This is a genomic window from Streptomyces sp. NPDC029041, from assembly GCF_040637515.1.
GTDB lineage: Bacteria > Actinomycetota > Actinomycetes > Streptomycetales > Streptomycetaceae > Streptomyces.
In genome coordinates, this window is record NZ_JBEZWO010000004.1 from 218528 (window position 1) to 244430 (window position 25903).

Sequence of the window (25903 nt, forward strand, 5' to 3'; positions counted from 1 at the left end):
TGAGACTGTGAAGCGGTCACTGAACGTGGGATACGGGAGGACGACTCATGGCGTGGCTGCTGGTCATCGTGGCCGGGTTGCTCGAGACCGGCTTCGCGGTGTGTCTGAAGCTGTCGCACGGCTTCACCAGGCTCTGGCCGACGGTCGCGTTCTGCGTTTTCGCCCTCGGCAGCTTCGGGCTGCTGACTCTCGCGTTGAGACGACTCGACGTGGGTCCCGCGTACGCGGTGTGGACCGGCATCGGGGCGGCGGGGACGGCGATCTACGGCATGGTGTTCCTGGGGGACGTGGTGTCGACCCTGAAGATCGTGTCGATCACTCTCGTCATCGCCGGTGTGGTCGGACTGCAGTTGTCGGGGTCCGCTCACTGACGCGCTGTCAGCCGACGTGCCGGGGAAGGGCGCTGCGGACCAGGCCGGCGACGCCTCCCTCGCCGGGCGGTGCGGCCACGCACGACAGGGCCAGCCGGACGACGAGTTCGCAGGAGCGGGCGAGGTCGGCGGTGGCGGACGTGGGCGTGGCGGGGCCGGCCAGGACGCTGACGGCCCGGTCGCGGACGAGCGCGACGAAGTCGCCGGGTGAGGGCAGCGGCCCGTCGGCGCGGCGTTGAGCCGGTACGGCGGAGCTGGACGGGACGGCCGTCAGGGCCGGGGCGGGCAGCCGCTCGCTCCAGCAGCCGGTGAGCATGGCGCGGACCAGGACGTTGTCCCGGGCCGCAGAGGCGGTCCACTCGGCGGTGGCGGTGAGCCGTTCGCACGGATCGCTGTGCCCGGCGAGGGCACGTTCCACCCCCGCGAGGTATCCGTCGGCCTCTCTCCTGACGAGCGCCCGGGCGAGACCGTCCTTGCTGCCGAACTCGTTGTAGAGCGTCTGCCGGGACACTCCGGCCGCCGCGGCCACGTCCACCATCCGTACGGCGGACCACGGCCGGCGCACCAGCGCCGTGTAAGCGGCGTCCAGCAGGGATTCCCGCGCTGCAGGCATCTTCGCCTCCCCTTGGGGCGAGCGGCTCTGCCCCAGATTTGACGCGCGTGGAACCACTGTCAAGGGTTCGCGGGCGCGCACGGGGGCGCGTTTCGGCCTTGCAGCGCGGGGCGTTGACGCGGGGGTGCCGGCCCTCCGCCCGCCCATGCGAAGGGGCGTACTGCCGGGCACCAGGCGACGGGCCAGCCATCCGTTGCGGCCGACCCGGTGCCGAGCAGCAGGCCCCGCAGGGTCTCGACGGCCGGGGTGAACGGCTGGTACTCGGCGTTCGGCGGAACCAGTCGCCTATTGTTTCCAAGGATCGAAAGGCTACGTTGCGTTCACAAAATGGGCAACAATGGCGCGCAGTCGATGCGATGAAAACAGCCCACCGTCAGGCAGCATTGCAACTGGCTCGGGAGGGAACGCAACACAATCACTCACCTCGTTGCAATGAAGTGTCGGCGAACACTATGGTGCGGACATCCGCACCACGAAAACCTCGAAGCACCACCGTCCTCATCGGGTCGGGCATGCCCAAGACCTCGTGAGGCAGGCGAGGGACGCCGAGAGCCTTACGTCATCGACGACGACGTCCGTCCACACACACCAAGCCCGGACCGGCTCCGGGCGACACAGAGGAGCCGGGTCCGCATCACTGACCGCGCGCCCCGCACCCGGCCTCGCCCAAACCCCTCCCCCACCGTCACAAACCCCCTGTGGCCCCACCCCCACCTCGGCAGATAGGTTCGTTTCATGCCCGACTACCTCGACGACCTGCGTCTCGCCCACGTCCTCGCCGACGCCGCCGACGCCGCGACGATGGACCGCTTCAAGGCCCTCGACCTCAAGGTCGAGACCAAACCGGACATGACCCCGGTGAGCGAGGCGGACAAGGCCGCAGAGGAGCTCATTCGCGGCCAGCTCCAGCGCGCCCGCCCCAGAGACGCGATCCTCGGCGAGGAATACGGCGTCGAGGGCACCGGTCCGCGCCGCTGGGTGATCGATCCGATCGACGGCACCAAGAACTACGTACGCGGCGTGCCCGTGTGGGCCACGCTCATCTCATTGATGGAGGCGGGCGAGGGCGGCTTCCAGCCCGTCGTCGGCGTCGTCTCCGCCCCCGCCCTCGGCCGCCGCTGGTGGGCCGCGAAGGGTCATGGCGCGTTCTCCGGCCGCAGCCTCACCAAGGCCTCCCGGCTGCACGTCTCCCGCGTCTCCAAGCTCTCCGACGCGTCCTTGGCGTACTCCTCGCTCAGCGGCTGGGAGGAACAGGGTCGCCTGGACGGCTTCCTGGACCTGACGCGCGAGGTGTGGCGCACGCGCGCGTACGGCGACTTCTGGCCGTACATGATGGTCGCGGAAGGCGCCGTCGACATGTGCGCCGAGCCGGAGCTCTCCCTCTGGGACATGGCCGCCACGGCCATCGTCGTCACGGAGGCCGGCGGCACCTTCACCGGCCTCGACGCCCGCCCGGGCCCGCACAGCGGCAACGCGGCCGCGTCGAACGGCCTGCTGCACGACGAACTGCTCGGATACCTCAACCAGCGCTACTGAGGGCGTTTGCGGTCTGACCTGCGGGTTTCCCCTAGGATCAGGCCGCCTGGGCCGTCGTGGGGCCGTCATCGGCGTCCGGGCCGCCCTCAAAGGCCCGGTTCACCGCCTCGCGCGTCCGCTTCTCGCTGCTCGGCATCAGGTGCGTGTACGTCCGCAGCGTGAAGCCCGGATCATGGTGCCCCAGATACTCCGACAGGGCCTTGATGCTCTCCCCCGCGTCCAGCAGTACGGAAGCGTAGAAGTGCCTCAGGGCATGCATGCCGTTCTCGCGGCCGCGCGGGATGCCTGCCTTGTCGAGTGCGGGGCGCCACGCCTTCTCGTTGAAGACGTTGCGGATCACTGGGCGCCCCTCTGCATTGCGGAAGAACAGGGATGCCGTGGCCGGTGAGCCGTCGACCGACCTCCACGGCAGCCGCACAGCGGCAAGCGGGTACTGCGCGGTGTGTGCCTCAAGCGCCCGAGCGACGCTCTCCGGCAACGGGACCGTGCGTGACTTGCCTCCCTTGGGCAGTGCGAAGACCTGCCGCCCGGCGATGAGCTTCACCTGCCGGACGACGTGAACCACGCCCTCGACGAAATCCACGTCTTCAACCGCCAGGCCGAGCACCTCGCCTTGTCGCAGGCCGCACCCGCCAGCCAAGTCCACCATGGCCCGGTACCGCTCAGGCAGTGCCGAGCGCACCGCCAGCACGCGCTCACGCGACCAGGGAACAATCCGGCGGGCTTCCGGCTTGGGCGCCCGCACCGAGGACGAACGGCACGGGTTGTACGGGATGAGGCGGTCGTCTACGGCTGCAGCCAGCATGGCGTTGAGATTCGCGAAGATGACCCGCTGGTATGCGGCGGCTACTCCCCCATCTTCGAGCTTCCTCAACCACTCACGGATGTGGATCGGCCTCAGCGAATCGAGCGAGCGGCTACCGAGGTGCGGCAAGACGTGCAGCCGGATGCGTTGCTCGGTGCTCACGTAGGTTCCAGGGTCCATCGTGAGCGAGGCCAACCACCGTTCGGCGTGCTGGCGCACGGTCAGGCGACCGGCACGCGGATCGATGTACTGCCCGCGCGACATGTCCGCCTCGATCCCAGACAGCCACTTCTCGGCAATGCGCTTCTGGCCGTCGGGGAAGCTCTTCGACTTCTCCGTGCCGTCGGGGCCGACGTACCGGGCGCGGTAGCGCATGCCCGTGCCGTGACGGTCCGTCTTGACGCGGACGGTCTTGCCGTTGGTGTCGGTCTCGGTCTTGTACCAGCGGTCTTGGATATGGCCGGCCATACGAGGAGTCGTCCCTTCAGGGCATGAGGCGGGGAGAGCCACGGCGTGGCTCTCCCCGGGAGGCTGGTGCGATGTGGCCGGGTCAGGCGGCCTCTTGGTCGGCGCTCTTGCATCGGGTGACGTAGGCGCGCACGTCGGCCGGGTCGTAGCGGACGTACTTGCCGATGCGGAAGCCGGGGGGACCGGTGCGCTTCCGGCGCCACTGGTAGACGGTTTCGAGGGGAACTTCGAACATCTCGGCGATGTCGTCCGGGGTGAGGTACCGGTCTGGGAGGCCACCCCGGAGGGTGGCCCGTAGGTCCGACGGTTTGGTCGGGGTCGTCATGAAGCTCCTCCGGCTGGGGCATGGGCCCCTACTCAGAAGTCCGCTACATCCGCTACGCCGCTACATCGCAGGTCAGCGGGGGTGTTTTTGTAGCGGAGGGGTGGCGTGTAGCGGCTACGCATGCGCTACCGGTGGCGGGCGTAGCCGCTACACGCTTCGGTGCCGCTACAGATTCAGGGGCTCTGAGCTGGGCTGTAGCGGTGTAGCGGCTGTAGCGGCGTCCTGAGAGGGGGGCGGGCAGTAGCGCGCCCATGCGTCCGCCAGATCCTCCGCGTGGAAGCCCTTGAGGACTCCGCCAGCGGTGCGGATATTCCGCGACCGGATGGGGGTGTTGTCGGCGGTCATGTACTCGCCGAGCATTCGGGCCAGGCGCCGGTTGTCGAGCGGCTTGCCGTCGAGGTCGGCCCACGGGGCGTCGTCGAGGGCGTTGAGCCGGTCGAGAATGGCGATGGTGGGCAGCTTGTCCACGCCGATCAAGACATAGTCGCGCAGGTCGGTCAACAGCCGGATACCGAGGCTGTGTTTGTCGGTGGTCTGCGCGGCCCTGACGAGCGTCACACACGCTTCGCGGGCCCGCTCGGGCCACTGACCCCCGACGGCGTCCGCGATGGCCAACAGTGGCTCCCACACATCGGCGGGGCGGTCAGTGACCCCGTCGGGCATCTCGGGCCAGGCGCCGAGCACGAAACCGCGTGCCTGTGCCGCCCATTCGGCGAGCCGGTCACGGAGCTTGTGCCCTTCCGCCTCGTGGATGCGGGCGCGGAAGGGTTCGACGCGCTCGTTGCGGGCCCGTCGGCGCATGCGGATGACGATGGAGCGGGTCAGGATCGTGTCCGGCAGGGAGCCCAGTCCGGCGACCGCGACCGCGCAGTACGAGGGGAATGCCTGCACGGTCTGGTTGCCACCGTCTCCGATGCACCGGTAGGTGACGCCGGTACGGCGGTGTCCGGCGTTCAGGAAGCCGCGCAGGTCCTCGTTATCTCCAGCCTTGGGGCCGAAGATGGTGTCGATCTCGTCGAACAGGATCGTGGGGCGCCCGTCGGCCCCGGATACGGCCCGGAAGAGCGCGGCGGCCGACGCGTTCACCGCGACCATCGGGTGCGGCACGAGGGTCTCGACGATCTCCAGTGCCCGAGACTTGCCCGAGCCGGGCTCGGGGGAGAGAAACGCGAGCCGGGGTGTGGAGTCGAAGCAGTCGAGCAGGTGAGCGTGCGCGTCCCACAGGGCGACCGCCACGTATGCGGCGTCGGTGGGGAAGACGTTGAAGCGACGGTGGAAGGCTTCCACCTCGTCGAGCAGCGCGGCGCCGTCGATGGGGCTGGTCATGCGGCGGCCCTTCCTTCCTGAGAGTTGCGCAGGGGGCATGCGTCTCGGTGGGCGGTGTGGTCGTCGATGAGGGCGAGGACCCGGAACTTGCCGATGGCTGAGCGGTCGCGTCCGCACGCGCACGTCGAGGTGGCGGTGGGGACGGCGCCGCGTGGGGCGACGATGTGCAGCCACGCGATGGGGCGGCGCCCGTCGTCGCGGTGCGGGTTAGGACTACAAGCAGTTCGGACGCCCTTGCGGGCGGCGCCTTTCGGCTTGCCTACGGCCGCAGCGTCCACAGGCTGTGGAGCGGCGTGCGGCCGGTCGGGGGTGTTGGTGGCGCAATCCAGGGCGGGGGGAGTTGGCGCCGTCATGCCGCCTGCCTGGGGGTGGCGTGGGCGATGACCCAGTCCAGTGCGCTGCGGATGGTGGTGCGGCACTCGGCCGGCGGCAGGCCGGTAGCCTCCCCCGCCCCCTGGATTGCCTGCTCCACCACGTGGCGGGGGATGTCGCCCCACGCCACGAACCGCGCCACCTTGCAGGCGCTGCGGTGCAGGGTGTTGTTCCGCCCGTTCGGCCCACCCTCGGACGCGGCAGCGATGACGGCGCACTCGCGCTCCAGCGCCACGCGTGCCGCGCGGGTGCCGTCATGCACCCGCGTGGGCACCGGGGCGGCCCTGTCCGGTTCCGTGAGCAGCACGGTGAGCCACCGGGGGAGTTCGGCTACCGGCACCTCGTGGGCGACCTCGTAGGCGCCGTCAGGGGTGGTGCTGCCGGGGGCGACGACGTAGCCGCCCCAGGCGCGGGTGTCGATGTGCGGCCCGAGCCGGTCAACGCTGCACTTCAGCCGCACCCCGGCGGGGGACGTGAAGTACAGGTGTTCACCGCGCGCGGTCCGCACCCGGTAGGTGTCGGGGAGGGCCTGCCCGGCGCGCTCGCAGAGCGCCTGCAACGAAGTGGCGCCGTCAGGCGCTCCTTCTGGCTCTTCCGCCTTGACCGGGTCCAGGTCGATGACGAGCAGCCCGGCCGGGCCGGTCGCGATCCCGACGTTGTAGGGCCGGTGGGCCCACGCGGCGTGGATCAGGGCGGGGTCGGTGGTGGCCCGTTCCTCCGGGGTGCGGTGTCCGTCTGCGCACCGTCCGGTGCCGGGGCAGGCGCGTTCGGCGTGCCCGGCGGGGCGCTTGCTGCCGGGGTGGAGCGGGATGACAGGCCAGCCTCGTTCGGCCGCCGTGAGGGCGGACGCAAGCAGCGGCAGGCACTCCAGGGATGCGCTCGGGATGCCGTCTGGCGGTAACTGCCGGTGGCCGTCTCGCCGGATGTCGGTCGGTTGGGTCATGCTGGGAGACCTCCACAGGTCTGTTGACGGTCTGATGGAAGGCGGCGGCCCCGGTTCTTGGCGGAAGGGGGCCGCCGTCGTCGTGTGGTCGGTCAGGCGGCGGCGGACTCGTCGCCGCGCGTCGCGGTCAGGCAGCCGTCCGGAGTGCGGACGACGGCGCCGCCGCTCGTGAGGGCCTTCACGGCCTTGGACACGGCGCCCTTGGACAGGCCCGCCAGCGTCACCAAGTCCTTCTGCCGGACCGGCTCATCGGCAGTCTCGATGGCCTTGAGCACGCGGGCGGCGGCACCGTCCACGGCGGGCGCCGCCTCGGTCGCGGTGTTCGTGACGAGGGAGAGCGTGGGGGCGCCCGCGGCTTCCACCGTGGGTGCCGCGCTGCGGGACCACGGGGTGCGGTCGGGCAGGGCGATGACGACGGCCTTGTCCATGTAGCGGACCTTGACGGGGTCGGGCTTGCGCTTGCCGTCGCGGATCAGCGCCACACCAGGGACGGGGAGTTCGTCGGCGTTCCAGCCCTTGGCTTGAGCGTCCTCACCGAGGACCACGCGCGCTTCGGCCGGCGTGCGCACGGCCAGGCAGATGGAGACGCCGATCTGCGGGGCGATCTGCTTGGGGATGCCGTCGTTGATGCTGGGCTTCTGCGTCATCCACCACAGGTCGATGCACGCCGCGCGGCCCATGCGGGCGATGGACTCCAGGCCCGGCAGGGCGGAGCGGTTGACGGTGCGGGTCTTGCCCTCTGCGGCCTCGGTCTCGCACGGGACCTTGTCGGCGGCGGTCATCACCTCGGCGCCCTCGTCGACGACGACCGTGATGCGCGGCCGGTCGGGCGTGGGGGTCCAGGTGTCCTGTCCCTTGGGCAGGATGCTGAGCCGCTCCAGCATCTCCGTCTCCAGCTCGTCGACCACGTCGATGACCTCGCGCGGGGTGGAGGCGACGCGGGCCCGGTGGTCCCACAACCGGCCTTCCACCCGCTTCAGGTCGATGATGACGAGCGCGTTCGTCGCGCCCTCGGACGCGTCGAACAGCAGCGGCCGGGACGCCACCGACTTACCGGCGCCGGAGCGTCCGGCGATGAGCAGCCGTTCCCCGAGCGGCACGCTCACCTGCTCTCCGGTGACGGTGTCGATGCCGAGGGAGCGCCGCTCGGGCGTCCAGGTCAGGTCGTCGCCGTCGGCCGCGCTGCGAGTGCGCAAGGTGAGTTCGGCCCAGCCGCCTTGCTTGCCCGCCTTGACCTGCATGCGCAGGCTCGTGCGGGCCCCGAGCAGGGCCCGGATGTGATCCTCGGCGCCGCGCAGCTTGGTCGCCGTCCATGTGCCGTCGAGGCGGACGGCGCACACGATGCCCGCGTCGGTCAGCTTCGGTCGGCCGGTCAGTGTCCCGGCGAGGCCGCGCTGTTCGGCGTGTTCCTTCCAGTGCTGCGGCTGAAGGCGCTTCAGCAGCGCCGACTCTTCAGCGGTGGGCTTCAGGCCGGTGGTGTCGCGATCGCGCACCGCGATCCACACCGACAGGGCGGTGACAGCGGCGACGACGGCGATGGCCGACCACACCCAGGCTCGGGCGGAGACTTGCGGCAGCCACACGTATCCGGCGACCCCGAGTGCGGTGGCGGTCTTGGTGGCGAACAGCCACATCGGGTCAGGCACGCGCCGCTTGGCCGTGCGCAACTCGCGCTCTGCGCGGTGGCGCAGGGGGGTGACGCCCTCGGGGTCGATGGCGCGGGCGGTGGCGAGCGCACGTCGGGCGTCGCGCACGAGGGGCTTGCGTTCGGCGCGCAGGGCGCGGCGGCGCTCGGCTTCCTTGCGCCAGTGATCGGCCGTCCAGCGGGCGGCGGTGGCTGCGTACTGGCGATGCGTCCGCCAGACTTGTCCGTGACTCACGAGTGTCCTCTTCTCAGGGATGAGTGGGTCGGTGGTGACGGGCCCTGCGACGGCCCGTCACCACACGCGCGGGTTACGCGGAGTGAGCAGGTTTCCGGTTTCCTGGTTTCCGAGGCGGCCCCTACGCGCGTGCGCGCGAGGACGGAAACTTCCGTCACCCTGCGTCGCTACGGGGGTTGTGGCGGCCGAACAGTCTTCCGGGGGTCAAACCCCACCCAGAAGGCCCCTCAGGCGCTCTGCGGGCCTCCTACGGCCTTGGGGTGGTTCAGCGGCCCTTCCGGCCGCGCTTGCCGGTGCCCTTGCCACCGTCGCCCACCGCTCGGACCACGGTGACGACGGCCCAGCCGAGCACGAGCGCGATGAACGCGAGCATCGCGAGATTCGCGGCGATGGCCGTGAGGGCGCCGACGAGCAGCGGGCCGAAGTAGACGCCGGCCGCGACCGCACCGGCACCGACCCCGGAGCCGAGCGCGACGCGCTGCACCGTGCGGTCCGGCGGCGCCTGGTGGATGTGCACCACCTGCGGCCCGGCAGGCTGCTGTGCGGGCAAGGCGGCGGGGTCTGCGTAGACATGGCTGCCGTCCGGGAGCTGAACGACCGTCATCGGGCGGTGTGCGGGGAGCTGTTCCATGACGCACCCTCCGGGGCGTTGTCGGGGAAAGCGCAGGTCGAACACATGCCGAGCGACGGCGGGATGACGTATCCCGCGTCACGACGGCACTCGGGGCAGATACGGCGGGCGGTGTTGGCCTTGGCCAGAGCCGCCCGGCGAGCCGGGGTCATCGGCCGCACCGGCTTGGCGCGGTCGATGCGGTAGAGGTAGGCGACCAGCGGGCCGCGCCGACGGCGCGGCCGTTCGAGCTGCGCCGCCACCTCCTGACCACCCGGCCGCAGGCCCAGGGCGCGCAGTTGGCGGTAGGTCGCGTAGCCATCCGGTGCCATGCGCCACCGGTAGACCGGCAGGGCCGCCATCAGGCGACCTGAACGCCGCGTTCGGCACGCAGGGTGTCACGCAGGGTGCGGGCGTTCGCCGGGGACGTGCGGACCTCACGGCGGATGCCCTCAGCGGTCAGCCTGGTGTCCGGCCAATCGGCCGTGACCTTCCGTGCCTCGTCGAGCAACTCGTCCGGGCTGCGCTTCGGGCGCGGCGTGCGGGCAACCTCGGGCACGCGGCCCGTGGCCCGACGCGGTCGGGTCGACTCAGCAGCCACCGCACGCCGCTCGATCGGCGCCGAGGTCGGCTGCTCGATGGCCCCGACCGGCTTGGCCGGGATGTTCGACTTCAGGAAGCCGACGGCCACCGCTCGGGGCAGCGCCGTGACGTTCGGCGTGATCGGCGCCGGGGTCGATACCGCGAGGTCAAAACTAGACCGATTCCTGTCGATATTGGTCGATTCCTCCGCATTCGCGGTCGGGGACGTGATCGGGGCGGGGCGATGGTGCAGCACCTTCGCCACGAGGTCGGAGCCGAAGTAGATCGACCCGACCGGCAGCGACGTGGCGAGCAGCACGAGGGCCCAGTTCGCAGGGTCCCAGTCGGCCAGTCGACCCCAGTCGACCGACCGGCCGTGGAGCTCCGGGACCAGGCCGTGCACGTAGTTCAGGACGAGCGAGGCGACGGTGTACCCGGCCAGCACCCGTAGCGCGAATGTCCGGTCCCGTCCGGCGAGCACGAGCGTCGCGATCAGGGCCAGGGCCATGAGGCCATCGACGACGAACGGGTAGAGCGTCGCGGCCGTGTCGTCGGCGCCGATGGCGCCCGCGATGTCGCGCAGCGCGTTCCAGGACACCCGGAAGGCCATCGCGACCACGATGACCAGCGCAAGCACGAGGGCGGTGCGCCCCTTGCGGTGCAGGTTCATGCGGCACCGTCCGCCTGGCCAGACAGGCCGTTGACGTACTCGCGGTGCGCGGCGAGCACGCGCCGGCGGGCCCGGCGGATGCGCCGCTCGTCCAGCTCGCACGGCGTGCGGTCAATGACGATGATCTGCGCGTCCAGCAACTCCACCTCCGCGCGGATGACGGGCATCTCCGCGTCGATGGCGTCCAGCTCCGCGTCCGTGGGCTCCACCCACGGCTCGAAACCGGTAACAGCGTCCTGAACAGTGACGATGTGGTTCATGGGTCGTGGTCTCCCAAGCAGGTGAAACGGCCCGAACAGCACCCCTCGGAGCTGCAACTCCGGGGGGTGCGCGCCGTTGAAGTCGGAACATCCGGCTCCCCTCAGCGCTGCTCGTACGAGACGAGCAGCGGAGGCAACCGGCCGCAGCGGTGCTGCGGAGATTGAGTCGCGCTGTACCTCACACGGGGGTCCGTGCGGCCGCCTACTTGGCCGAGGAGAGGCGGCGTGATCCCCATTCAGTTGTCAAGGAACCTGCGCTTCCTTCGTACTCACCCCCGCGGGCTTTCCTCCAGGCGCATTCATGCAGGTCAAACCAATGCAAGCTCTCCCTTCGCTGATGCTTAGGGGGGCTTGCCGAACCGCTTGATAGGTACCGTAAGCAAACCCAAGGCTGCGCGCAACCCCCTCTCGCGATACAGTTCGTTAGCCCCCCTAGGCGAACGATTGGAGAGTCGTGCACGACGACATGAAGCGGGTCGCTGACATTGCGGTCCCGGTCGAGCGAGCCAAGGCCGCGATTGACCTGATGGCGACCTATCAGGCCTGGGTGCTGGAGCTGTCCCGCATTCGCCGAGAGGCCATCGAAGAGGCGCAAGCGTCAGGCATGACACAAGCTGAGATCGCCAAGGTCCTTGGCGTGAGCCGGGGTCGAGTGGGACAACTGGCGTCTGCCGGGCCACCCCCCGAGCGGGCGTTTTTTGGCACAGACCTGGTCACCGTGTCGCTCGGCGGAAAGACCGAGGCAGGCAAAGAGCCCGACCAGAACCCGAGTGCGGTCGTAGTGCGGGAAGACCTCGACAACTTTGAGCATCTGCGCAGGCTTCTCGGAGGGATGAAGCTTGAGGCTCAGTACGAGGTGATCCCACCCAGCGGCATCGTCAACCTCAACCGTGACAACCACGTGGTCATCTGCGGTCCGCGACTGTCCCCCATCGTCGCCCAAGTGTTGGAGGGGGACCACAACCTGCGGTTTGAGAAGGACCGTGCCTGGCACCTGATGGACCAGAAGACAGGCGAGACGTATCGGTCCCCGATGGATGAGGACGGCTCGGCAAGCGACTTCGGCTACCTCGGACGGCTCCCGCGCCTGGATGGCCGTGGGACGTTTTTGTACATCGCCGGTATCCACGCCATAGGGGCGAACGGAGTCGTGCACTACTTGGAGCACCACTTGGCAGAGCTGTACCGCGAGGTTCGCACTCGACGCTTCTCGACGCTGATCTCGTGTCGCTACGACCCCGAGACGCTGGAAGTGCTGGAGAGCCGTCGAGTCACCCCGCTGTACCGACACGAAAGCTGATCATGCGCGTCTGTGTGGAAACGCAAGGTGGAGGGGCCAACCCAAACGAAGATTGGGTGGCCGGCACTTCAACGCTCGCCGTAGTGCTGGACGGGTTGAGCACTGCTGGGTTGTCCACGGGATGCCGTCACGGCGTCCCGTGGTACGTCGCCCACCTCGGGGGGCATCTTGTGGCTGCTCTGGCAGATCTTGACCGGCCACTCGCCGACGGCCTGGCGGACGCTCTCGAACGCGTTGCGGCGGCGCACCCCGAATGTGACCTTGGGAACCCCGGGACGCCATCAGCCACGGTTGCGATCCTGCGGCAGCGACACGGAGTCCTTGACCATCTGGTCCTAGCTGATTCGCCCATCGTTCTCGAAGGCGCCGAGGGTCACACCGTCATTAGTGACCTTCGGGTGGACGAAGTGCTGCCGGAACTGCGAGCTGAGGTTGAGCGCCACGAAACGCATACCTCGGCGCACAGGGAGGCGCTGCAACGTCTTGTGCTGGCTCAGCGGCAGGTGCGCAACACTCCAGAAGGTTACTGGGTGGCCGCAGCCAGCCCAGAAGCGGCACAACACGCCGTTACCGGCACGACCCGAACGCGAGATGTCCACTCCGCTGCCGTCCTGTCGGATGGTGTATCGAGGCTCGTCACGGAGTACGGCATGGCGACCTGGTCTGACGTCTTCGCCACGCTTCTGTCTGGTGGGCCACGTGAGCTGATTGAAGCCGTACGCAAGGTCGAGGCCACAGACCCCTCTGGGCTCCGATGGCCGCGCTACAAGTCTGGGGACGATGCGACCGTGGCCTACTGCCGGTGGTGACCGGAGAGCCAATACGGACAGAGGGCGTCCGCTGGCGGGGCCAGCGAGCATGAGCGGCGGGGCCCAGAAGGCTCATGGATCGAGCATTGCCCCAGGTCGCACACCCACAGCCGGGCCGTCTGTGGGCCGTCCAAGGGTGGCCGAGGACGGCCAACAACGACAAGCAACGACAGCAAACGCGCAGGTATTTGGCGGGCTGCGGAGCAACTCCGCAGCCCGCCAAAGTTGTTGATCAGTACCAGCGCTACTAAGCCCCCCGTTGTTACCGAGCGCCCCCTTGTTGACCCTCCCTTTACCTGCCACTCTGAGGGTCCCCCCACTTGTGAATTTGTGAAATTCTGAACGAACGGTGGGGAGACTCCCAGGAGGTGGCTCCATCCATGCTCGTCCGTGACGCCATGAGCACCGTCGTCCTCACGATCGGCCCGAACCACACCCTGCGCCAGGCCGCATCGCTGATGTCCGCGCGCAAGGTGGGGGCGGCGGTGGTCCACGACCCCGACGCCGGCGGCATCGGCATCCTCACCGAACGCGACATCCTCAACTCCGTGGGCCTCGGCCAGGACCCGGACACGGAGCGCGCGCACGCCCACACCACCAACAACGTCGTGTTCGCCGCCCCGGCCTGGACCCTGGAGGAGGCGGCGTCCGCAATGGCACACGGCGGCTTCCGGCATCTCATCGTGCTGGACGGCGGCGAACCCGCCGGCATCGTCTCGGTCCGCGACATCATCCGCTGCTGGGCACCGGCACGACAGCGGGTGCCGGCATAGCGACCCTGCTGCCGGGCACCGCACGACAGCGGGTGCCGGCATGACGACACGGGCGGGCCGGGCCCGCATGAGAGGACCCGGCCCGTCCGCCGAGAAGCTCCCACAGGAGCGGTCCCGCACGTGCACCGGGCCGCCGACAGCCGCGACCTCGCGATCACTCTCGTCCCGCGAGAGACAATCGATAGACAATGTCTAAGACGAGTTCTGATCTAAACTCACACCTGTTCGGGACCTGGTCTCTTTTGCTGCTAGGCTGGTGGCTATGAGTGACCTTCTGGAACGGCTGCGCGGACGCGGATGGCGGATGACCGCGCAGCGGCGTGTCGTGGCTGAGGTCCTCGACGGCGAACACGTCCATCTGACGGCCGACGAGGTCCATGCACGGGCCGTCGCCAAGCTGCCCGAGATCTCCCGTGCGACCGTCTACAACACGCTGGGCGAGCTGGTGACCCTCGGCGAGGTGCTCGAGGTCTCCACGGACCAGCGTGCCAAGCGGTACGACCCGAATGCCCACCAGCCGCACCACCACCTGGTCTGTGCCCAGTGCGGCGCGATCCGCGACGTCCACCCCACCGGCAACCCGCTGGCGGACCTCCCCGACACCGAACGCTTCGGCTTCACGGTCTCGGACGTCGAGGTGACGTACCGCGGCGTCTGTCCGAACTGCGCCGCCGCCTAGCCCTCCCCCGCACGGAACACGAGAGCCCCGGCACCGATGAGTGCCGGGGCTCTCTGCTGCTCCACCGCACGGACGCGCACCACGGGCGCCCATACACCAAGAGCCGGAACCCTTTCGGATTCCGGCCCTCGGCCTTCAGTAGCGGGGACAGGATTTGAACCTGCGACCTCTGGGTTATGAGCCCAGCGAGCTACCGAGCTGCTCCACCCCGCGTCGGTGAATGCAACGTTACGTCACCGCAGAGGACGGACGCAAATCCATTGCCCGGCCGTGCCGCACCCGGCCCGGGCAGGGGCGTCTCAGGCCGACAGCTCCTGCCGCAGCGCATCCCGCAGCCTCTCCGCCCTCTCGGTGACGGACGCGGGCCCCAGGGACACGGCCCGGTCGGCCCAGCGCTGGCCTTCCGCCAGCTCACCCCGACGCGCGTAGACCAAGGCCAGCCGCAACGCCGCCCGCCCGTGCCCGGCGTCAGCGGCCCGCGTCCACCACACCGCCGCTTCGGGCTCGCTCCCCTCCCGGGCGAGCAGCAGCCCCAGATTGAAGGCGCCGTTGCGGGACCCGGCCTCGGCCGCCTCCCGGTACCACCGAGCCGCCTCGACGACATCGCCCCGGGCCGCCGCGAGCATGCCGACGCGCACCTGCGCCCGCCGGTGCCCCTGGGAGGCCGCCCGCTCGTACCACTCCTCGCATTCGCTCCGCCGGTGCACCGGCTCCCCGAGCTCGTGCGCGGGCTCCGGCGGCCGCCGGGCGTCGAGCACGGTCGCCAGCCGGTACGCGGCCTCGGAGCTCCCGCCCCCGGCCGCACACCGCAGGTGCCGCTCGGCCTCCTGCTCGTCGCCGTCCCGCAGCCGCGCCATGCCGACCTGGAGCGCCGCCTCGGTGTGGCCGGCGGCGGCGGCACGCTCGTACCAGCGCAACGCGGCCTGCTCCTCGCCACGGCCGGCGTGCAGGATGCCGAGGTTGAAGGCGGCGTCGACGCTCCCGGCCTCGGCGGCCTTGGAGAACCACGGCTCCGCACCCGTCTCGTCACCGCCCCTCAGCAGCAGGATCGCCAGCGCGTTCGCCGCCTCCCGGTGCCCGGCGTAGGCCGCGCGCCGGTACCACTGCTCGGCCTGCGGGGTGCGCCCCTGCTCGGCGCAGAGCAGACCGAGGTTGTACGCGCCGTTCACGTCACCCGCGTCCATCGCGGCCCGGTACCACCGCTCGGCGGTCTGGGTCTCGCCCCGCTCGGCGTGCAGCGCCCCCAGCGCGTTCGCCGCATTGCCGTCACCGTCCTGGGCGGCCCGCAGCCACCACACGGCGGCGTTCTCGGTGTCGCCCGCGTCGCGCAGCAGGAAGCCGAGCGCACAGGCGGCGCGCGCCTCCCCGTCCTTGGCGGAGGTCAGGTACCAGCGTCCGGCCTCCTTGAGCTCGCCCCGCCTCTCCAGGATCGTCCCGAGGTGCAGCGCGGCCCGCCGGTGGCCGCGCGCGGCGGCCTGCCGGTACCACTGCTCGGCCTCCTCGGACGCCCGGACATCGTCGCCGCCGTCGGCTTCCGGCGCCGCCTTGCGGTCCAGCGCCCGCGCCAGCCGGTACGCCGCCTCCCGGTGCCCGCGCTCGGCCGCGACCCGCATCCACTGCTCGGCCCCGGCATCGCCGCGGTGCTCCAGCAGATCGGCGAGCGCGTACGCGCCCAGCGTGTGGCCCTGCTCGGCGGACTGGCGCAGCCAGTACTCGGCGGCGGGCTCGTCACCGCGCTCGCGGTGGTGCCGCCCGAGGGCGTGCGCCGCCGCCGTGGATCCGGCGACGGCGGCGATCCGCCACCACCCGGCGGCCTCGTCGGCGTACCCCCGCTGGTGCAGGAGGACTCCCAGGTTGTTGGCGGCCGCCCGGTCGCCGGCGGCGGTGGCGGCACGCAGATGAGGCTCGGCACCGTCGAGATCGCCACGGCGCAACAGCATGGCCCCGAGGACACTCATCGCCTCGACGTCGCCGGCCTCGGCTGCGAGCCGCTGACGCAGCTCCTCGGCCGCCTCGTCGGCGATCTCCCCGGTCTCGTCCGGGGTCTCGGTGTCCTCCCGGCTGGAAGGCTGCACAAAACGCCCTGTCTCGAACAGAGTTGCCTTGTCCCCCATAACGTCCATCGTCGCACCACCTGCAACCTGGGTACACCTGGTATACCGCAGCCAGTGAGGTCACTTCAGCGTTTTGTCGACATGCCCACAGAGAGACAAGTCAAACACAGATCGGCCAACTCCCCTCGGCGGCGCGGCCGCAGATGACGCCAGCACATGCGTTCACACATCACGAAGGCCCGGATTCCTTTGTGGAATCCGGGCCTTCGGTGCCGCTCCGTCACTCGGACATCGCGACTTCAGTAGCGGGGACAGGATTTGAACCTGCGACCTCTGGGTTATGAGCCCAGCGAGCTACCGAGCTGCTCCACCCCGCGCCGTTGTGTTCACAACCGTATCACGGCGCGGGATGGGCGTTTGACCAGGCCAGGGCGCTAGCTGCTCGGCTTCGGACTCGGACTGCCGCTCGGCTTGTCGCCGGGCTTGCTCTCGCCGCCCCCGGAGCCGCCCGCCCGGCTCGCCTCGGACTGTGCGTCCTCGGCCCGCCGCAGGGCGTCCTCAAGGTCCTTCTGCGCCTTGCCGTACGCCTCCCAGTCGTTCTTCTTCAGGGCCTCCTGGCCCGCGTCGAAGGCCTTCTGGGCATCCTGCAGGGCCTCTTGGACCGTCGGGTTGTCGGACGTCGGCGGTGGTGGCGTCGTGTCCCCCTCGTCCGGTGGCTCGGTGGTCGTGCCGTCCGCTCCGAAGACCTTGTTGAGGGCCTCGTCGAGGGTGTTCTCGAAGGCGGTCTGGCCTCCGTAGGTGACCAGCACCTTGCGCAGCAGGGGGTACTTCAGTCCACCACCGCGTACATAGACCGGCTCCACGTAGAGCAGTCCTCCGTCGAGCGGCACCGTCAGCAGGTTGCCGTACTCCACTTCGGAGTCGCCGCCCCTCAGGAGCCTGATGGACTCGGCGATGTCCTCTTGCGAGTTGAACTGGCTCTGGACCTGTTTGGGTCCGTTGACCGTGGTGTTGGTCGGCAGTTTCAGGATTCTGATCTTGCCGTAGTCACTGGTGTCCGCCTCGGCGTCGACCGCCATGAACGCACTTAGGTTGTCCCGGCCGTTGGGCGTGAAGGTCGTCGTCAGCGAGAACGCCTGTTCCTTCTGGTCGGGCATCTTCATGCTCAGGTAGTACGGCGGCACCGCGCTGCCCGACCGGTTCGTCGGGTCGTCCGGCACCTGCCACACCTCGCTGCCGCTGAGGAACGTCGTGGCGTCCTTCACGTGGTAGCGCGTGAGCAGCTCCCGCTGGACCTTGAACAGGTCCTGGGGGTAGCGCAGGTGGTCCATAAGGGACTTGGAGATGTCGGTCTTCGGCTCCACCGTGTCGGGGAAGGCCTTCATCCAGGTCTTCAGGACCGGGTCCTTGGTGTCCCACTGGTAGAGCTTGACCTTGCCGGTGTACGCGTCGACGGTCGCCTTCACCGAGTTGCGGATGTAGTTGACCTGGTTCTGCTGGGCCACCACCGCGCGGTTGTCGTTGGTGGCGGTCAGCGAGTCCGCCGTGGTGTCACCGAGGGTCGTACGCGAGGAGTACGGGTAGCCGTTCGTCGTCGTGTACGCGTCGACGATCCACTGGATCCGGCCGTCCACGACCGCCGGATAGGCGTCGCCGTCGATGGTCAGCCAGGGGGCGACCGCCTCGACGCGCTCCTTGGGCGTGCGGTTGTACAGAATCCGCGAACCGTCGCCGATGGCCCCGGAGTACAGGATCTGCGGCTCTCCGAACGCCACCGCGTACGCGGCCCGGTTGACCGGGTTGGAGAGGTTGACCCCGCTGTCGCCCTTGTAGCTGGTGGTCTTCTCGCCGTTGTCGTCGGAGTAGTCGATCTCCTTCTGGGGACCGCCGACGATCGAGTACGTGGTGGTCTTCTCGCCGTAGTAGACCCGCTGCTCGTACGTGCCGAGGTCGCCCTCGGAGGGCAGGTCGGACTCGGTGAAGTTCGGACGGCCCTGGGCGTCTGCGCTGGTGCCCTCGGCTGCGACCACTCCGTACCCGTGCGTGTAACGGAAGTGGTTGTTGATCCAGTTCTTCTTCGGGATGCCCGCGAGGTTCAGCTCACGCAGCCCGATGACCGTGTCCTGGTCCTTGCCGTCCTTGGCGTAGCGGTCGACGTCCAGGTTGGTCGGGAACGCGTAGTAGTTCCTGATCTGCTGGAGTTGCTGGAACGTCGGCGAGACGATGTTCGGGTCCATGATCCGGATGCTCGCCGTGGACGGGACGTCGTCGCGCAGGGTGGTCTTGTCCTCGGTCTTGCTCGTGCCCGAGTAGTCCGTGACCTTGGTGCCGTCGATGCCATAGGCCTTGCGCGTGGCCTCGAGGTTCTTCTCGACGTACGGCGCTTCCTTGGCCTGCTCGTTCGGCTGGACCTGGAACTTCTGCACGATCGCCGGGTACAGGCCGCCGATGAGGATCGCGGAGAGCACCATCAGGCCGAAGCCGATCACGGGCAGCTGCCATGTGCGCCGCCAGATGGTGGCGAAGAACAGCAGCGCGCAGATGACGGCGATGCAGAACAGGATCGTCTTGGCCGGCAGGTAGGCGTTGGCGTCGACGTACCTGAGGCCCGTCCAGTTGTCGGTGGCCCTGAAGTCGCTGGACTTCACCGCGAGTCCGTACCGGTCGAGCCAGTACGCGACCGCCTTGAGGGCCACGAAGATGCCGATGAGCACCGACAGGTGCCCGGTGGCCGCGGCCGTGGCGCGGGCGCCGGGGCTGGTGACGCGCAGCCCGCCGTACAGGTAGTGCGTGAGCGCTGCGGCGATCACGGAAAGGATCGCCGCGGCGAAGCCGAAGCCGAGCAGGAACCGGTACCACGGCAGGTCGAAGGCGTAGAAGGAGACGTCCAGCTTGAACTGGGGGTCCTTCTGCCCGAAGGGCACGCCGTTGACCCACATCAGCCACGTCCGCCACTGCCCGGATGCGGAGGCGCCGGCGATCAGGCCCACAAGGGCGGTGATCCCGAACAGCAGCCACTTCTTGTAGGGCGCGATGCCCATCCGGTAGCGGTCGAGGTTCTGCTGCTCCATCGACATCGCGCTCAGCGGCGGCCGCAGCCGGTGCGCCAGCCAGATGTTGAAGCCGACGGCCAGGGCCATGAGCAGGCCGAAGACGAAGAAGAGCCCGATCTTGGTCCACAGGGTGGTGGTGAAGACCGAGGAGTAGTTCACCGAGCGGTACCAGAGCCAGTCCGTCCAAAAGCCCGCGAACATGGTGAACGCCATGCCGAGAACGGCAAGGACGCCCAGCGTCATGAGCAGGGTCCGGACACGCCGGGACGGGCGGCCCACTCTGATCCGCGGCCCTGTCGGGCCTCCGCCGCGGTCCGGCATCTGGAAAGCCAAGGTGCGCACCTCGAAGTTCGCTGTTGATTCGTCAGGCCCGCGTCTTCACGGACCGTACGTGGCCCCCGTGATCGTGGGGCCCCCACCTATGCAACTTACTCACCGTTTACTCGGTTCCCGATTCCGGCCGGGAACGAGGCAGGATTGTGACCATGTCCAACACTCCCATGGCTGCGAACCCGCTCACCCGGGCCGTTCTCGAGATCGACGAGTACGTCTCCGGCCTCGGCTGGGACCAGTCAGCCCGCCTTTTCGCCCTCGTCGACACCGCACGGCTGCGGGCCGAACAGCCCTCGCTTGCGGACCGGCTCGGTCTGGGGGACGAGTCGGAGAACTCCGGCCTCACCCCGATCGAGCAGGACGAAGTGCCAACGGGCAAGCCGCTCGACGAGTTCCTCGCCACCATCGCCTGGCCCGACGCGGTGGTCGGCTGCGCTCTGGCCGTGGAGCGCCTGATGCTGCCGCCGTCCGCGGAGGCACAGGTTCCGCAGGGTCTGAGCGAGGCCGCCCTCACGAAGTGGGTGGCGGACCACCCGGACCGCCAGGAGGTCCGCATGACGGTCGCGGTCCTGCGCGACGGCACGCGTGAGTCGGCCCTGCGGCTGCGCGAGAAGGACTCCCCGACCGAGGTCCTGACCGGTTCCGACCTGGTCCCAGGGCTGGCGGAGGCGCTGGCGGCGACGTTCGAGGAATAGCGGCGCCGAGGAGCGGACCGCGGGGCCCGGTCTTCCGGGCCCCGCGGTCCCGGCTACTTACCGCACTTCGGCAGGTCCGCGGTGTCGCCGCCGCGGATGTCCTTCAGGGCTCCCAGGGCGTCCTTGATGGTGCCCACCTTGATCAGGGTGAGACCGTCGGGGGTGTCCTTGGCTGCGGCCGCGCAGTTGTCGGCGGGCGTGAGGAAGTACTTCGCGCCCTTGGCCCGCGCGCCCACGGTCTTCATCTCGATGCCGCCGATCGGCCCGACCTTGCCGGTGTCGTCGATCGTGCCGGTGCCGGCCACGAACGTGCCCCCGGTCAGGCTGCCCGGTGTGAGCTTGTCGTAGATGCCGAGCGCGAACATCAGCCCGGCGCTCGGCCCGCCGACGTCCGCGAGCTTGATGTCGATGGTGAACGGGAAGGTGTGGTCGGTCCCGGCGGAGATCCCCACGATGGCGCGCTTCTCACCGGTGTCGTCGGACGTCGTGGTGGTCATGCTGATGTTCTGCGTCCTGGTCGGCGTCCGCTTCTCCTTCTCCGCGGCGGCCTGCTCCTTGGCCGGCACGATCGTGAAGCGGACCTCCTGGCCCGGCTTGTGCTTCGTGACGAGCTTCGCGACGTCGGCCGGCTCCTTCACCGCCGTACCGTCGACGGCCTTGATCACGTCCCCCGCGTGCAGCTTGCCCTCGGCGGGGGACCTCTTGACGACCGTGGAGACGATCACCCAGGACTTCACCGGAACGTCCAGCTGCTTCAGGGCGGCGACCTTGGCGCTCTCCTGGGACTGGCTGAACTCCTCGGCGTTCTCCTGGGTGGACTGCTCCTCGGTCTTGCCGTCCGGATAGAGCGTCTCGTGCGGCACGACCTTGTTGTCGTGCGCGAGCCAGCCGTAGACGGCCTCGACCAGGTTCATCCGGTAGTCGGCGCTCGTGACCCGGACCGTCGTCATGTTCAGATGGCCACTGGTCGGATAGGTTTTCCGGCCCGCGATCTGCAGCACCGGCTCGCCGTCGTGATCGCCCAGCGTGTTCACCGTCGGCCCCGGGGACATCTCCGAGTAGGGCACGGGGATGAACACTCCCGCGCACAGGAGCGCGATCAGCATCAGGGTGGAGGCGAGCATCGTCGCGGTGCGGCGTGGCATGAGTCGACAGTACGGGACGGTCCTGTCAGCGCACCGTCAGGGCCGCCCGTCCGGGGCGGCCCTGCCCGCTGCAACGCTTGTGACCTGCTGTTTCCTCGGCCCTCAGGCACCCGGGCGGGGCTTCTCCATGGCTTCGCGGAAGCGGATGTAGCCGGTGAGCTCCGGGCCGTCGTTGCGGACCTTCCGTGTCCGGTGGGCCCAACTGCCCCAAAGCCCCGCGCCGATCGCAGCCACAAGCGGAATCAGCAACCAGGCGAGCGCCGCCATGCCGACCTCCAACCCCTTTGAGCATCCGCAACTGACTGATCAGCAGATTAACGATCCGCAGTGACAACGCTCACGCCAGGGGTGCGGTTACGCAACCGGAAGCGGTTTCCGGGAGCGGCGGGCTGCCGGAAGGCTGCCCGGTTCAGCAGGCTCCGACCCACTCCTCGGTGCCGTCGGAGAACTTCTGGTGCTTCCAGATGGGCACTTCGTGCTTCAGGTCGTCGATCAGCTTCCGGCACGCCTCGAAGGCCTCTCCGCGATGCGGGCAGGAGACGGCGACGACCACGGCGAGGTCCCCGACCCGCAGGTCGCCCACGCGGTGCACGGCCGCCAGGGCCCGCACCGGGAACTCTGCGGTGACCTTCTCCGCGACGCGCCGCATCTCGGCCTCGGCGCTGGGGTGGCACGAATACCCCAGCTCGTCGACGTCGGCGCCCCCGTCGTGGTTCCGCACGGTGCCCACGAAGAGCGCGGTGCCCCCGGCCGCGTCGTCCCCGACGGCCAGGAACACCTCGTCCAGAGAGAGGGCCGAGTCCCGGATCCCGATCAGCTTGATCGGGTCCTGCGCGGCCTGCTCATCGGGGTGATCGTTCGTGGTTGCCATGTTCCCATCGTGCCGCACACGACCGACAGCACGGAATAGAGCCATCGACCGGCACGCGCGCGTACCCGTTTGGAGCCTCCTACAGGGGCGGCCTTCCGCGACGTGGCGTTCCTAGATCCGCCGCCGGGCCTTCCGCGCCCGTCGCACCACCGCCGCCGCACCCAGCAGCGCCACCGTCGCTCCGGCGGCACCCGCGGCCGTCGCGTCCTTGCGGCCCAGCCGCCGTCCGGCGACCGTGTGCCGGCCGGAGACCTCCTCCAGGAGTTCCGCCAGCACCTCCTCGTTGGTGTACCGCGGCCGCCACCCGGCGTCGTGCAGCCGGCTGCCGCTCACCACCCAGGGGTACATCGTGTACGCCAGGTCCCCGGCCGGGGAGGGCGTGAGCCCGATGCGGTGCAGTCGGGCCGCCGCACCCAGCGCGACCGCCGACGGCAGCTCCATCCGCCGGATCCCGCTGAGCTCCTCGACCTCCTCCTGCTCCAGCCAGCCGTCACAGCCGACGGTCAGTTCCCCGTCGACCTTCTCCAGAACGGCGTACTCCAGCGCGCTGACCAGGTCCTCGACGTGGCAGAACTGCCACGCGGGCCGCGACCCGGCCACGACGAGGAGCCGGGGCGACTCGAAGTACCTGGTCAGGGCGGTGTCGGTGCCGCCGACCAGCACGGCCGGCCGTACCACGGTGACATTGAGCCCGGGGTGCGCCCTGGGCGCGCGCCGCGCCAGCCGTTCGATCTCCAGCAGGTCGCCCACGCCCGTCGCCTCGGCCGTGGCGCGCAGCTCGGCGTCCTCGGACAGCGGCAGCTCGTTGTCGGGCAGCGCCCCGTAGACCATCGCCGAGGTGCACAGCACGACCCGGCGCACTCCGGCGGCCGCGGCAGCCGTCAGGACGGTCTGCGTCCCCCGTACGTTGTAGGCCGTTCGGGCGGCCGCGTCGGTCTCCAGGTCGAGATCCAGCGCCAGGTGCACCACCACGTCGGTCCCGCGCAGCTTGTCCGCGATGGCCGGGTCCCGCACGTCCAGGATGTGCCACTGGGCCGCCGCACACTCGCCGCGCCGCTCGTCGATGGCGACGACCTGCTTGACCTCGTCGGATGCGGCCAGCTGCTCCGTGAGCAGGGCTCCGACGCCGTACGCGGCACCGGTGACCGCGACGACGGGTCCGCGCGGGGCGGGACTCGCGGAACTGGTTGACTGGTTTCGCGCTGCGCGAACCTGCGGATCTGGGGAACTCACCGGGCGTCTCCAGCGGTTGTCTTCAGTACGAGCGCGTCCGACGCGTGCGTACCAGGTGGCATCCATCCTGCCGCAGGCCGTCAGTCGGCGAAGCACCGAGGCCCGATCCGCCCCGGGTGTCTACGCTGGGTGGTGATGTCGGGCAGCCGTGCCGCCGGAAAGAACCGGCGGCCCTACCAGCCGAGGAATCCCGTGAGTGACACCCCATTCGGATTCGGCCTTCCGCCGGAGGAGCCGGACGACGGCGACGAGGGCAAGAAGAAGGACCAGCAGAGCGGTGGTGGTCAGGGACCGGCCAACCCGTTCGGTTTCGGCGGCCTGCCCGGAGCCGGTGGCTTCGGCCAAGGTCCCGGTGGCCCTGGCGGCCCCGGTGCGGACAATCCGTTCGCAGCCATGTTCGGGGCGCTGAATCCCACCGACCTGGGCGCCGCGTTCCAGCAGCTGGGCCAGATGCTCTCCTACGAGGGCGGCCCGGTGAACTGGGACATGGCCAAGCAGATCGCCCGCCAGACGGTCTCCCAGGGCAGTCCCGACGGCACCAAGGACGCCAGTGTCGGCCCCGCCGAGCGCAAGTCCGTCGAGGAAGCCGTCCGCCTGGCCGACCTGTGGCTCGACGACGCCACGTCCCTGCCCTCCGGCGCCGCCTCCGCGGTGGCCTGGAGCCGCGCGGAGTGGGTCGAGGCCACCCTGCCCGCCTGGAAGGAACTGGTCGACCCGGTCGCCGAGCGCGTCGGCACCGCCATGGGCGACGTCCTGCCGGAGGAGATGCAGGCCATGGCCGGCCCGCTGATCGGCATGATGCGCTCCATGGGCGGCGCCATGTTCGGCACGCAGATCGGGCAGGCCGTCGGCGTGCTCGCCGGCGAGGTCGTCGGCTCGTCCGACATCGGCCTGCCGCTCGGCCCGGCCGGCAAGGCCGCGCTGCTGCCGGTGAACATCGAGACGTTCGGCAAGGACCTGAGCGTCCCCCAGGAGGAGGTGCGGCTGTATCTCGCCCTGCGCGAGGCCGCCCACCAGCGCCTCTTCGCGCACGTGCCGTGGCTGCGTTCGCATCTGTTCGGCGCGGTCGACGGCTACGCCCGCGGGATCAAGGTCGACACGGCCAAGCTGGAGGACGTGGTCGGCCAGTTCGACCCGCAGAACCCGGAGCAGTTGCAGGAGGCCCTGCAGCAGGGCATGTTCCAGCCCGAGGACACGCCCGAGCAGAAGGCCGCCCTGGCCCGTCTGGAGACGGCTCTGGCGCTCGTGGAGGGCTGGGTCGACGCGGTGGTCCACGCCGCGGCGAAGCCCCGTCTGGCGTCCGCCGACGCCCTGCGCGAGACGCTGCGCCGCCGTCGCGCCTCGGGCGGCCCGGCCGAGCAGACGTTCGCCACGCTGATCGGCCTGGAGCTGCGCCCGCGCCGCCTGCGGGACGCCTCCCGTCTGTGGGCCTCGCTCACGGACGCGCGCGGGGTCGACGGCCGGGACGCCCTGTGGCACCACCCGGACATGCTCCCGACGGCGACCGACCTGGATGACCCGGACGGCTTCGTGCACCGCGAGCAGATCGACTTCTCCGAGCTGGACAAGATGCTCGGCGAGGCGGCGGACAAGCCCGACCTCAGGAAGAAGGACGACGGCGAGGACGAGAACAGGGGCGACGACGCCGGGTGAGCCTGTATGACGACGCGGTCCTCGTGCTGAAGGGGTACGAGGACCAGACGGAGCTACGCCACGCCTACCTGGACCATCTGTCGGAGCACCCCGACGGTCTGTGGAAGGCCTGCCACGCGGGCCACATCACGGCGAGTGCCCTGGTGATCGACCCCGAGGGCGGCCGGGTGCTGCTGACGCTGCACAAGAAGCTGCGGATGTGGCTGCAGATGGGCGGCCACTGCGAGCCGGGCGACGCCTCCCTCGCGGATGCGGCCCTGCGGGAGGCGACGGAGGAGTCCGGTGTCCCGGGCCTCTCCCTGCTGCCCGGCGGGCCGGTGCGCCTGGACCGGCACCCGATCCCGCCGCCGTGCCACTGGCACTTCGACGTCCAGTACGCGGTGGTGGCCCCGTCGGACGCCACGCACGCGATCAGCGACGAGTCGCTCGACGTGCGCTGGTTCGGCTACGACGAGGTGGCCGGGGTGGCGGACGAGTCGGTCGTGCAGTTGATGGCGGCGACCCGTGCGAGGCTCGAGGATTGAAAATCGGTAAGGGGCGACCG

At 69.8% G+C, this 25903-nt stretch carries 25 protein-coding genes, 2 tRNA genes and 1 pseudogene; 9 read left to right on the plus strand and 19 right to left on the minus strand.

Annotation, left to right across the window (positions count from 1 at the left end):
* Positions 1-47: 47 nt before the first annotated feature.
* Positions 48-371: a multidrug efflux SMR transporter gene (locus AB0F04_RS11360; protein ID WP_362040108.1), complete on the plus strand. Its 324-nt coding sequence runs from the start codon at positions 48-50 to the stop codon at positions 369-371.
* A 7-nt stretch (positions 372-378) separates the two neighbouring features.
* Here AB0F04_RS11360 and AB0F04_RS11365 read toward each other — a convergent pair whose 3' ends face one another.
* Both AB0F04_RS11365 and AB0F04_RS11370 read right to left on the minus strand, forming a co-directional pair.
* Positions 379-984, minus strand: coding sequence for a TetR/AcrR family transcriptional regulator (locus AB0F04_RS11365; protein WP_362040109.1), 606 nt, complete (start codon positions 982-984; stop codon positions 379-381).
* Positions 985-1043: 59 nt separating this feature from the next.
* Positions 1044-1256 (minus strand): annotated as a pseudogene (locus AB0F04_RS11370) (hypothetical protein); the annotation flags it as partial.
* Between the two features lie 463 nt (positions 1257-1719).
* On the opposite strand from AB0F04_RS11370, the gene hisN reads away from it, so the two are divergent.
* The gene (hisN, locus tag AB0F04_RS11375) at positions 1720-2520 is read left to right on the plus strand and encodes a histidinol-phosphatase (RefSeq protein WP_362040110.1); all 801 of its coding nucleotides are present in this window, start codon (positions 1720-1722) and stop codon (positions 2518-2520) included.
* A gap of 37 nt (positions 2521-2557) precedes the next feature.
* Here the strand turns inward: hisN and AB0F04_RS11380 are convergent, their stop codons facing one another.
* From AB0F04_RS11380 to AB0F04_RS11420, 9 genes are all read right to left on the minus strand, one after another.
* Positions 2558-3793, minus strand: coding sequence for a tyrosine-type recombinase/integrase (locus AB0F04_RS11380; RefSeq protein ID WP_362040112.1), 1236 nt, complete (start codon positions 3791-3793; stop codon positions 2558-2560).
* 82 nt (positions 3794-3875) lie between these two features.
* A complete protein-coding gene (locus tag AB0F04_RS11385) occupies positions 3876-4118 on the minus strand; it encodes a helix-turn-helix domain-containing protein (RefSeq protein WP_362040113.1) in 243 nt (80 codons plus the stop codon).
* A gap of 165 nt (positions 4119-4283) precedes the next feature.
* Positions 4284-5444: a DUF3631 domain-containing protein gene (locus tag AB0F04_RS11390; protein ID WP_362040115.1), complete on the minus strand. Its 1161-nt coding sequence runs from the start codon at positions 5442-5444 to the stop codon at positions 4284-4286.
* Positions 5445-5793: 349 nt separating this feature from the next.
* A complete protein-coding gene (locus AB0F04_RS11395) occupies positions 5794-6759 on the minus strand; it encodes a bifunctional DNA primase/polymerase (RefSeq protein WP_362040117.1) in 966 nt (321 codons plus the stop codon).
* Positions 6760-6851: 92 nt separating this feature from the next.
* The gene (locus tag AB0F04_RS11400; RefSeq protein WP_362040119.1) at positions 6852-8639 is read right to left on the minus strand and encodes a MarR family transcriptional regulator; all 1788 of its coding nucleotides are present in this window, start codon (positions 8637-8639) and stop codon (positions 6852-6854) included.
* A 265-nt stretch (positions 8640-8904) separates the two neighbouring features.
* Entirely contained in the window at positions 8905-9270 is a 366-nt protein-coding gene (locus AB0F04_RS11405) for a DUF6251 family protein (protein ID WP_362040121.1), read from the minus strand.
* Positions 9240-9611: an RRQRL motif-containing zinc-binding protein gene (locus AB0F04_RS11410; protein WP_362040123.1), complete on the minus strand. Its 372-nt coding sequence runs from the start codon at positions 9609-9611 to the stop codon at positions 9240-9242. Before AB0F04_RS11410 ends, AB0F04_RS11405 begins: the two co-directional genes overlap by 31 nt.
* Entirely contained in the window at positions 9611-10501 is an 891-nt protein-coding gene (locus tag AB0F04_RS11415; RefSeq protein ID WP_362040126.1) for a DUF2637 domain-containing protein, read from the minus strand. The genes AB0F04_RS11410 and AB0F04_RS11415 overlap by 1 nt, the downstream gene beginning before the upstream one ends.
* Entirely contained in the window at positions 10498-10761 is a 264-nt protein-coding gene (locus AB0F04_RS11420) for a DUF6284 family protein (RefSeq protein WP_362040128.1), read from the minus strand. The genes AB0F04_RS11415 and AB0F04_RS11420 overlap by 4 nt, the downstream gene beginning before the upstream one ends.
* A gap of 454 nt (positions 10762-11215) precedes the next feature.
* Here AB0F04_RS11420 and AB0F04_RS11425 point away from each other — a divergent pair, with 454 nt between their 5' ends.
* The 4 genes from AB0F04_RS11425 to AB0F04_RS11440 all read left to right on the plus strand — a co-directional run bounded on the left by AB0F04_RS11425 (position 11216) and on the right by AB0F04_RS11440 (position 14322).
* On the plus strand, positions 11216-12061 hold the full coding sequence (locus AB0F04_RS11425) for a sigma-70 region 4 domain-containing protein (RefSeq protein ID WP_362040130.1): 846 nt from the start codon (positions 11216-11218) through the stop codon (positions 12059-12061).
* Between the two features lie 398 nt (positions 12062-12459).
* Positions 12460-12870, plus strand: coding sequence for a hypothetical protein (locus AB0F04_RS11430; RefSeq protein WP_362040132.1), 411 nt, complete (start codon positions 12460-12462; stop codon positions 12868-12870).
* Positions 12871-13250: 380 nt separating this feature from the next.
* The gene (locus AB0F04_RS11435; RefSeq protein ID WP_362040134.1) at positions 13251-13643 is read left to right on the plus strand and encodes a CBS domain-containing protein; all 393 of its coding nucleotides are present in this window, start codon (positions 13251-13253) and stop codon (positions 13641-13643) included.
* A 262-nt stretch (positions 13644-13905) separates the two neighbouring features.
* Positions 13906-14322 carry a Fur family transcriptional regulator gene (locus AB0F04_RS11440; RefSeq protein WP_062928973.1) on the plus strand — a complete coding sequence of 139 codons (417 nt, stop codon included), beginning with the start codon at positions 13906-13908 and terminating at the stop codon, positions 14320-14322.
* Positions 14323-14461: 139 nt separating this feature from the next.
* Here the strand turns inward: AB0F04_RS11440 and AB0F04_RS11445 are convergent.
* From AB0F04_RS11445 to AB0F04_RS11460, 4 genes are all read right to left on the minus strand, one after another.
* Positions 14462-14535, minus strand: a tRNA-Met gene (locus AB0F04_RS11445).
* Positions 14536-14621: 86 nt separating this feature from the next.
* Positions 14622-16445, minus strand: a complete 1824-nt coding sequence (locus AB0F04_RS11450; protein ID WP_362040136.1) for a tetratricopeptide repeat protein — start codon at positions 16443-16445, stop codon at positions 14622-14624.
* Positions 16446-16679: 234 nt separating this feature from the next.
* Positions 16680-16753 (minus strand) — tRNA-Met (locus AB0F04_RS11455).
* Positions 16754-16810: 57 nt separating this feature from the next.
* Positions 16811-19750 (minus strand): UPF0182 family protein, encoded by a 2940-nt coding sequence (locus AB0F04_RS11460; protein WP_362040809.1) that lies wholly within the window; start codon positions 19748-19750, stop codon positions 16811-16813.
* 164 nt (positions 19751-19914) lie between these two features.
* Here AB0F04_RS11460 and AB0F04_RS11465 point away from each other — a divergent pair, with 164 nt between their 5' ends.
* Complete coding sequence (locus tag AB0F04_RS11465; RefSeq protein ID WP_352098330.1) at positions 19915-20457, plus strand: PPA1309 family protein; 543 nt, start codon at positions 19915-19917, stop codon at positions 20455-20457.
* A gap of 53 nt (positions 20458-20510) precedes the next feature.
* Here AB0F04_RS11465 and AB0F04_RS11470 read toward each other — a convergent pair whose 3' ends face one another.
* From AB0F04_RS11470 to AB0F04_RS11485, 4 genes are all read right to left on the minus strand, one after another.
* Positions 20511-21602, minus strand: a complete 1092-nt coding sequence (locus AB0F04_RS11470; RefSeq protein WP_362040138.1) for a PDZ domain-containing protein — start codon at positions 21600-21602, stop codon at positions 20511-20513.
* A 102-nt stretch (positions 21603-21704) separates the two neighbouring features.
* Positions 21705-21869, minus strand: coding sequence for a hypothetical protein (locus AB0F04_RS11475; RefSeq protein ID WP_199825688.1), 165 nt, complete (start codon positions 21867-21869; stop codon positions 21705-21707).
* A gap of 142 nt (positions 21870-22011) precedes the next feature.
* Positions 22012-22473: a molybdenum cofactor biosynthesis protein MoaE gene (locus AB0F04_RS11480; RefSeq protein WP_362040140.1), complete on the minus strand. Its 462-nt coding sequence runs from the start codon at positions 22471-22473 to the stop codon at positions 22012-22014.
* A 111-nt stretch (positions 22474-22584) separates the two neighbouring features.
* Positions 22585-23706, minus strand: coding sequence for an SDR family oxidoreductase (locus AB0F04_RS11485; RefSeq protein WP_362040142.1), 1122 nt, complete (start codon positions 23704-23706; stop codon positions 22585-22587).
* A 192-nt stretch (positions 23707-23898) separates the two neighbouring features.
* Between AB0F04_RS11485 and AB0F04_RS11490 the strand changes: the two genes are divergently transcribed.
* The gene (locus AB0F04_RS11490; RefSeq protein ID WP_362040144.1) at positions 23899-25359 is read left to right on the plus strand and encodes a zinc-dependent metalloprotease; all 1461 of its coding nucleotides are present in this window, start codon (positions 23899-23901) and stop codon (positions 25357-25359) included.
* The gene (locus AB0F04_RS11495; protein ID WP_362040147.1) at positions 25356-25883 is read left to right on the plus strand and encodes an NUDIX hydrolase; all 528 of its coding nucleotides are present in this window, start codon (positions 25356-25358) and stop codon (positions 25881-25883) included. Before AB0F04_RS11490 ends, AB0F04_RS11495 begins: the two co-directional genes overlap by 4 nt.
* Positions 25884-25903: the final 20 nt, after the last annotated feature.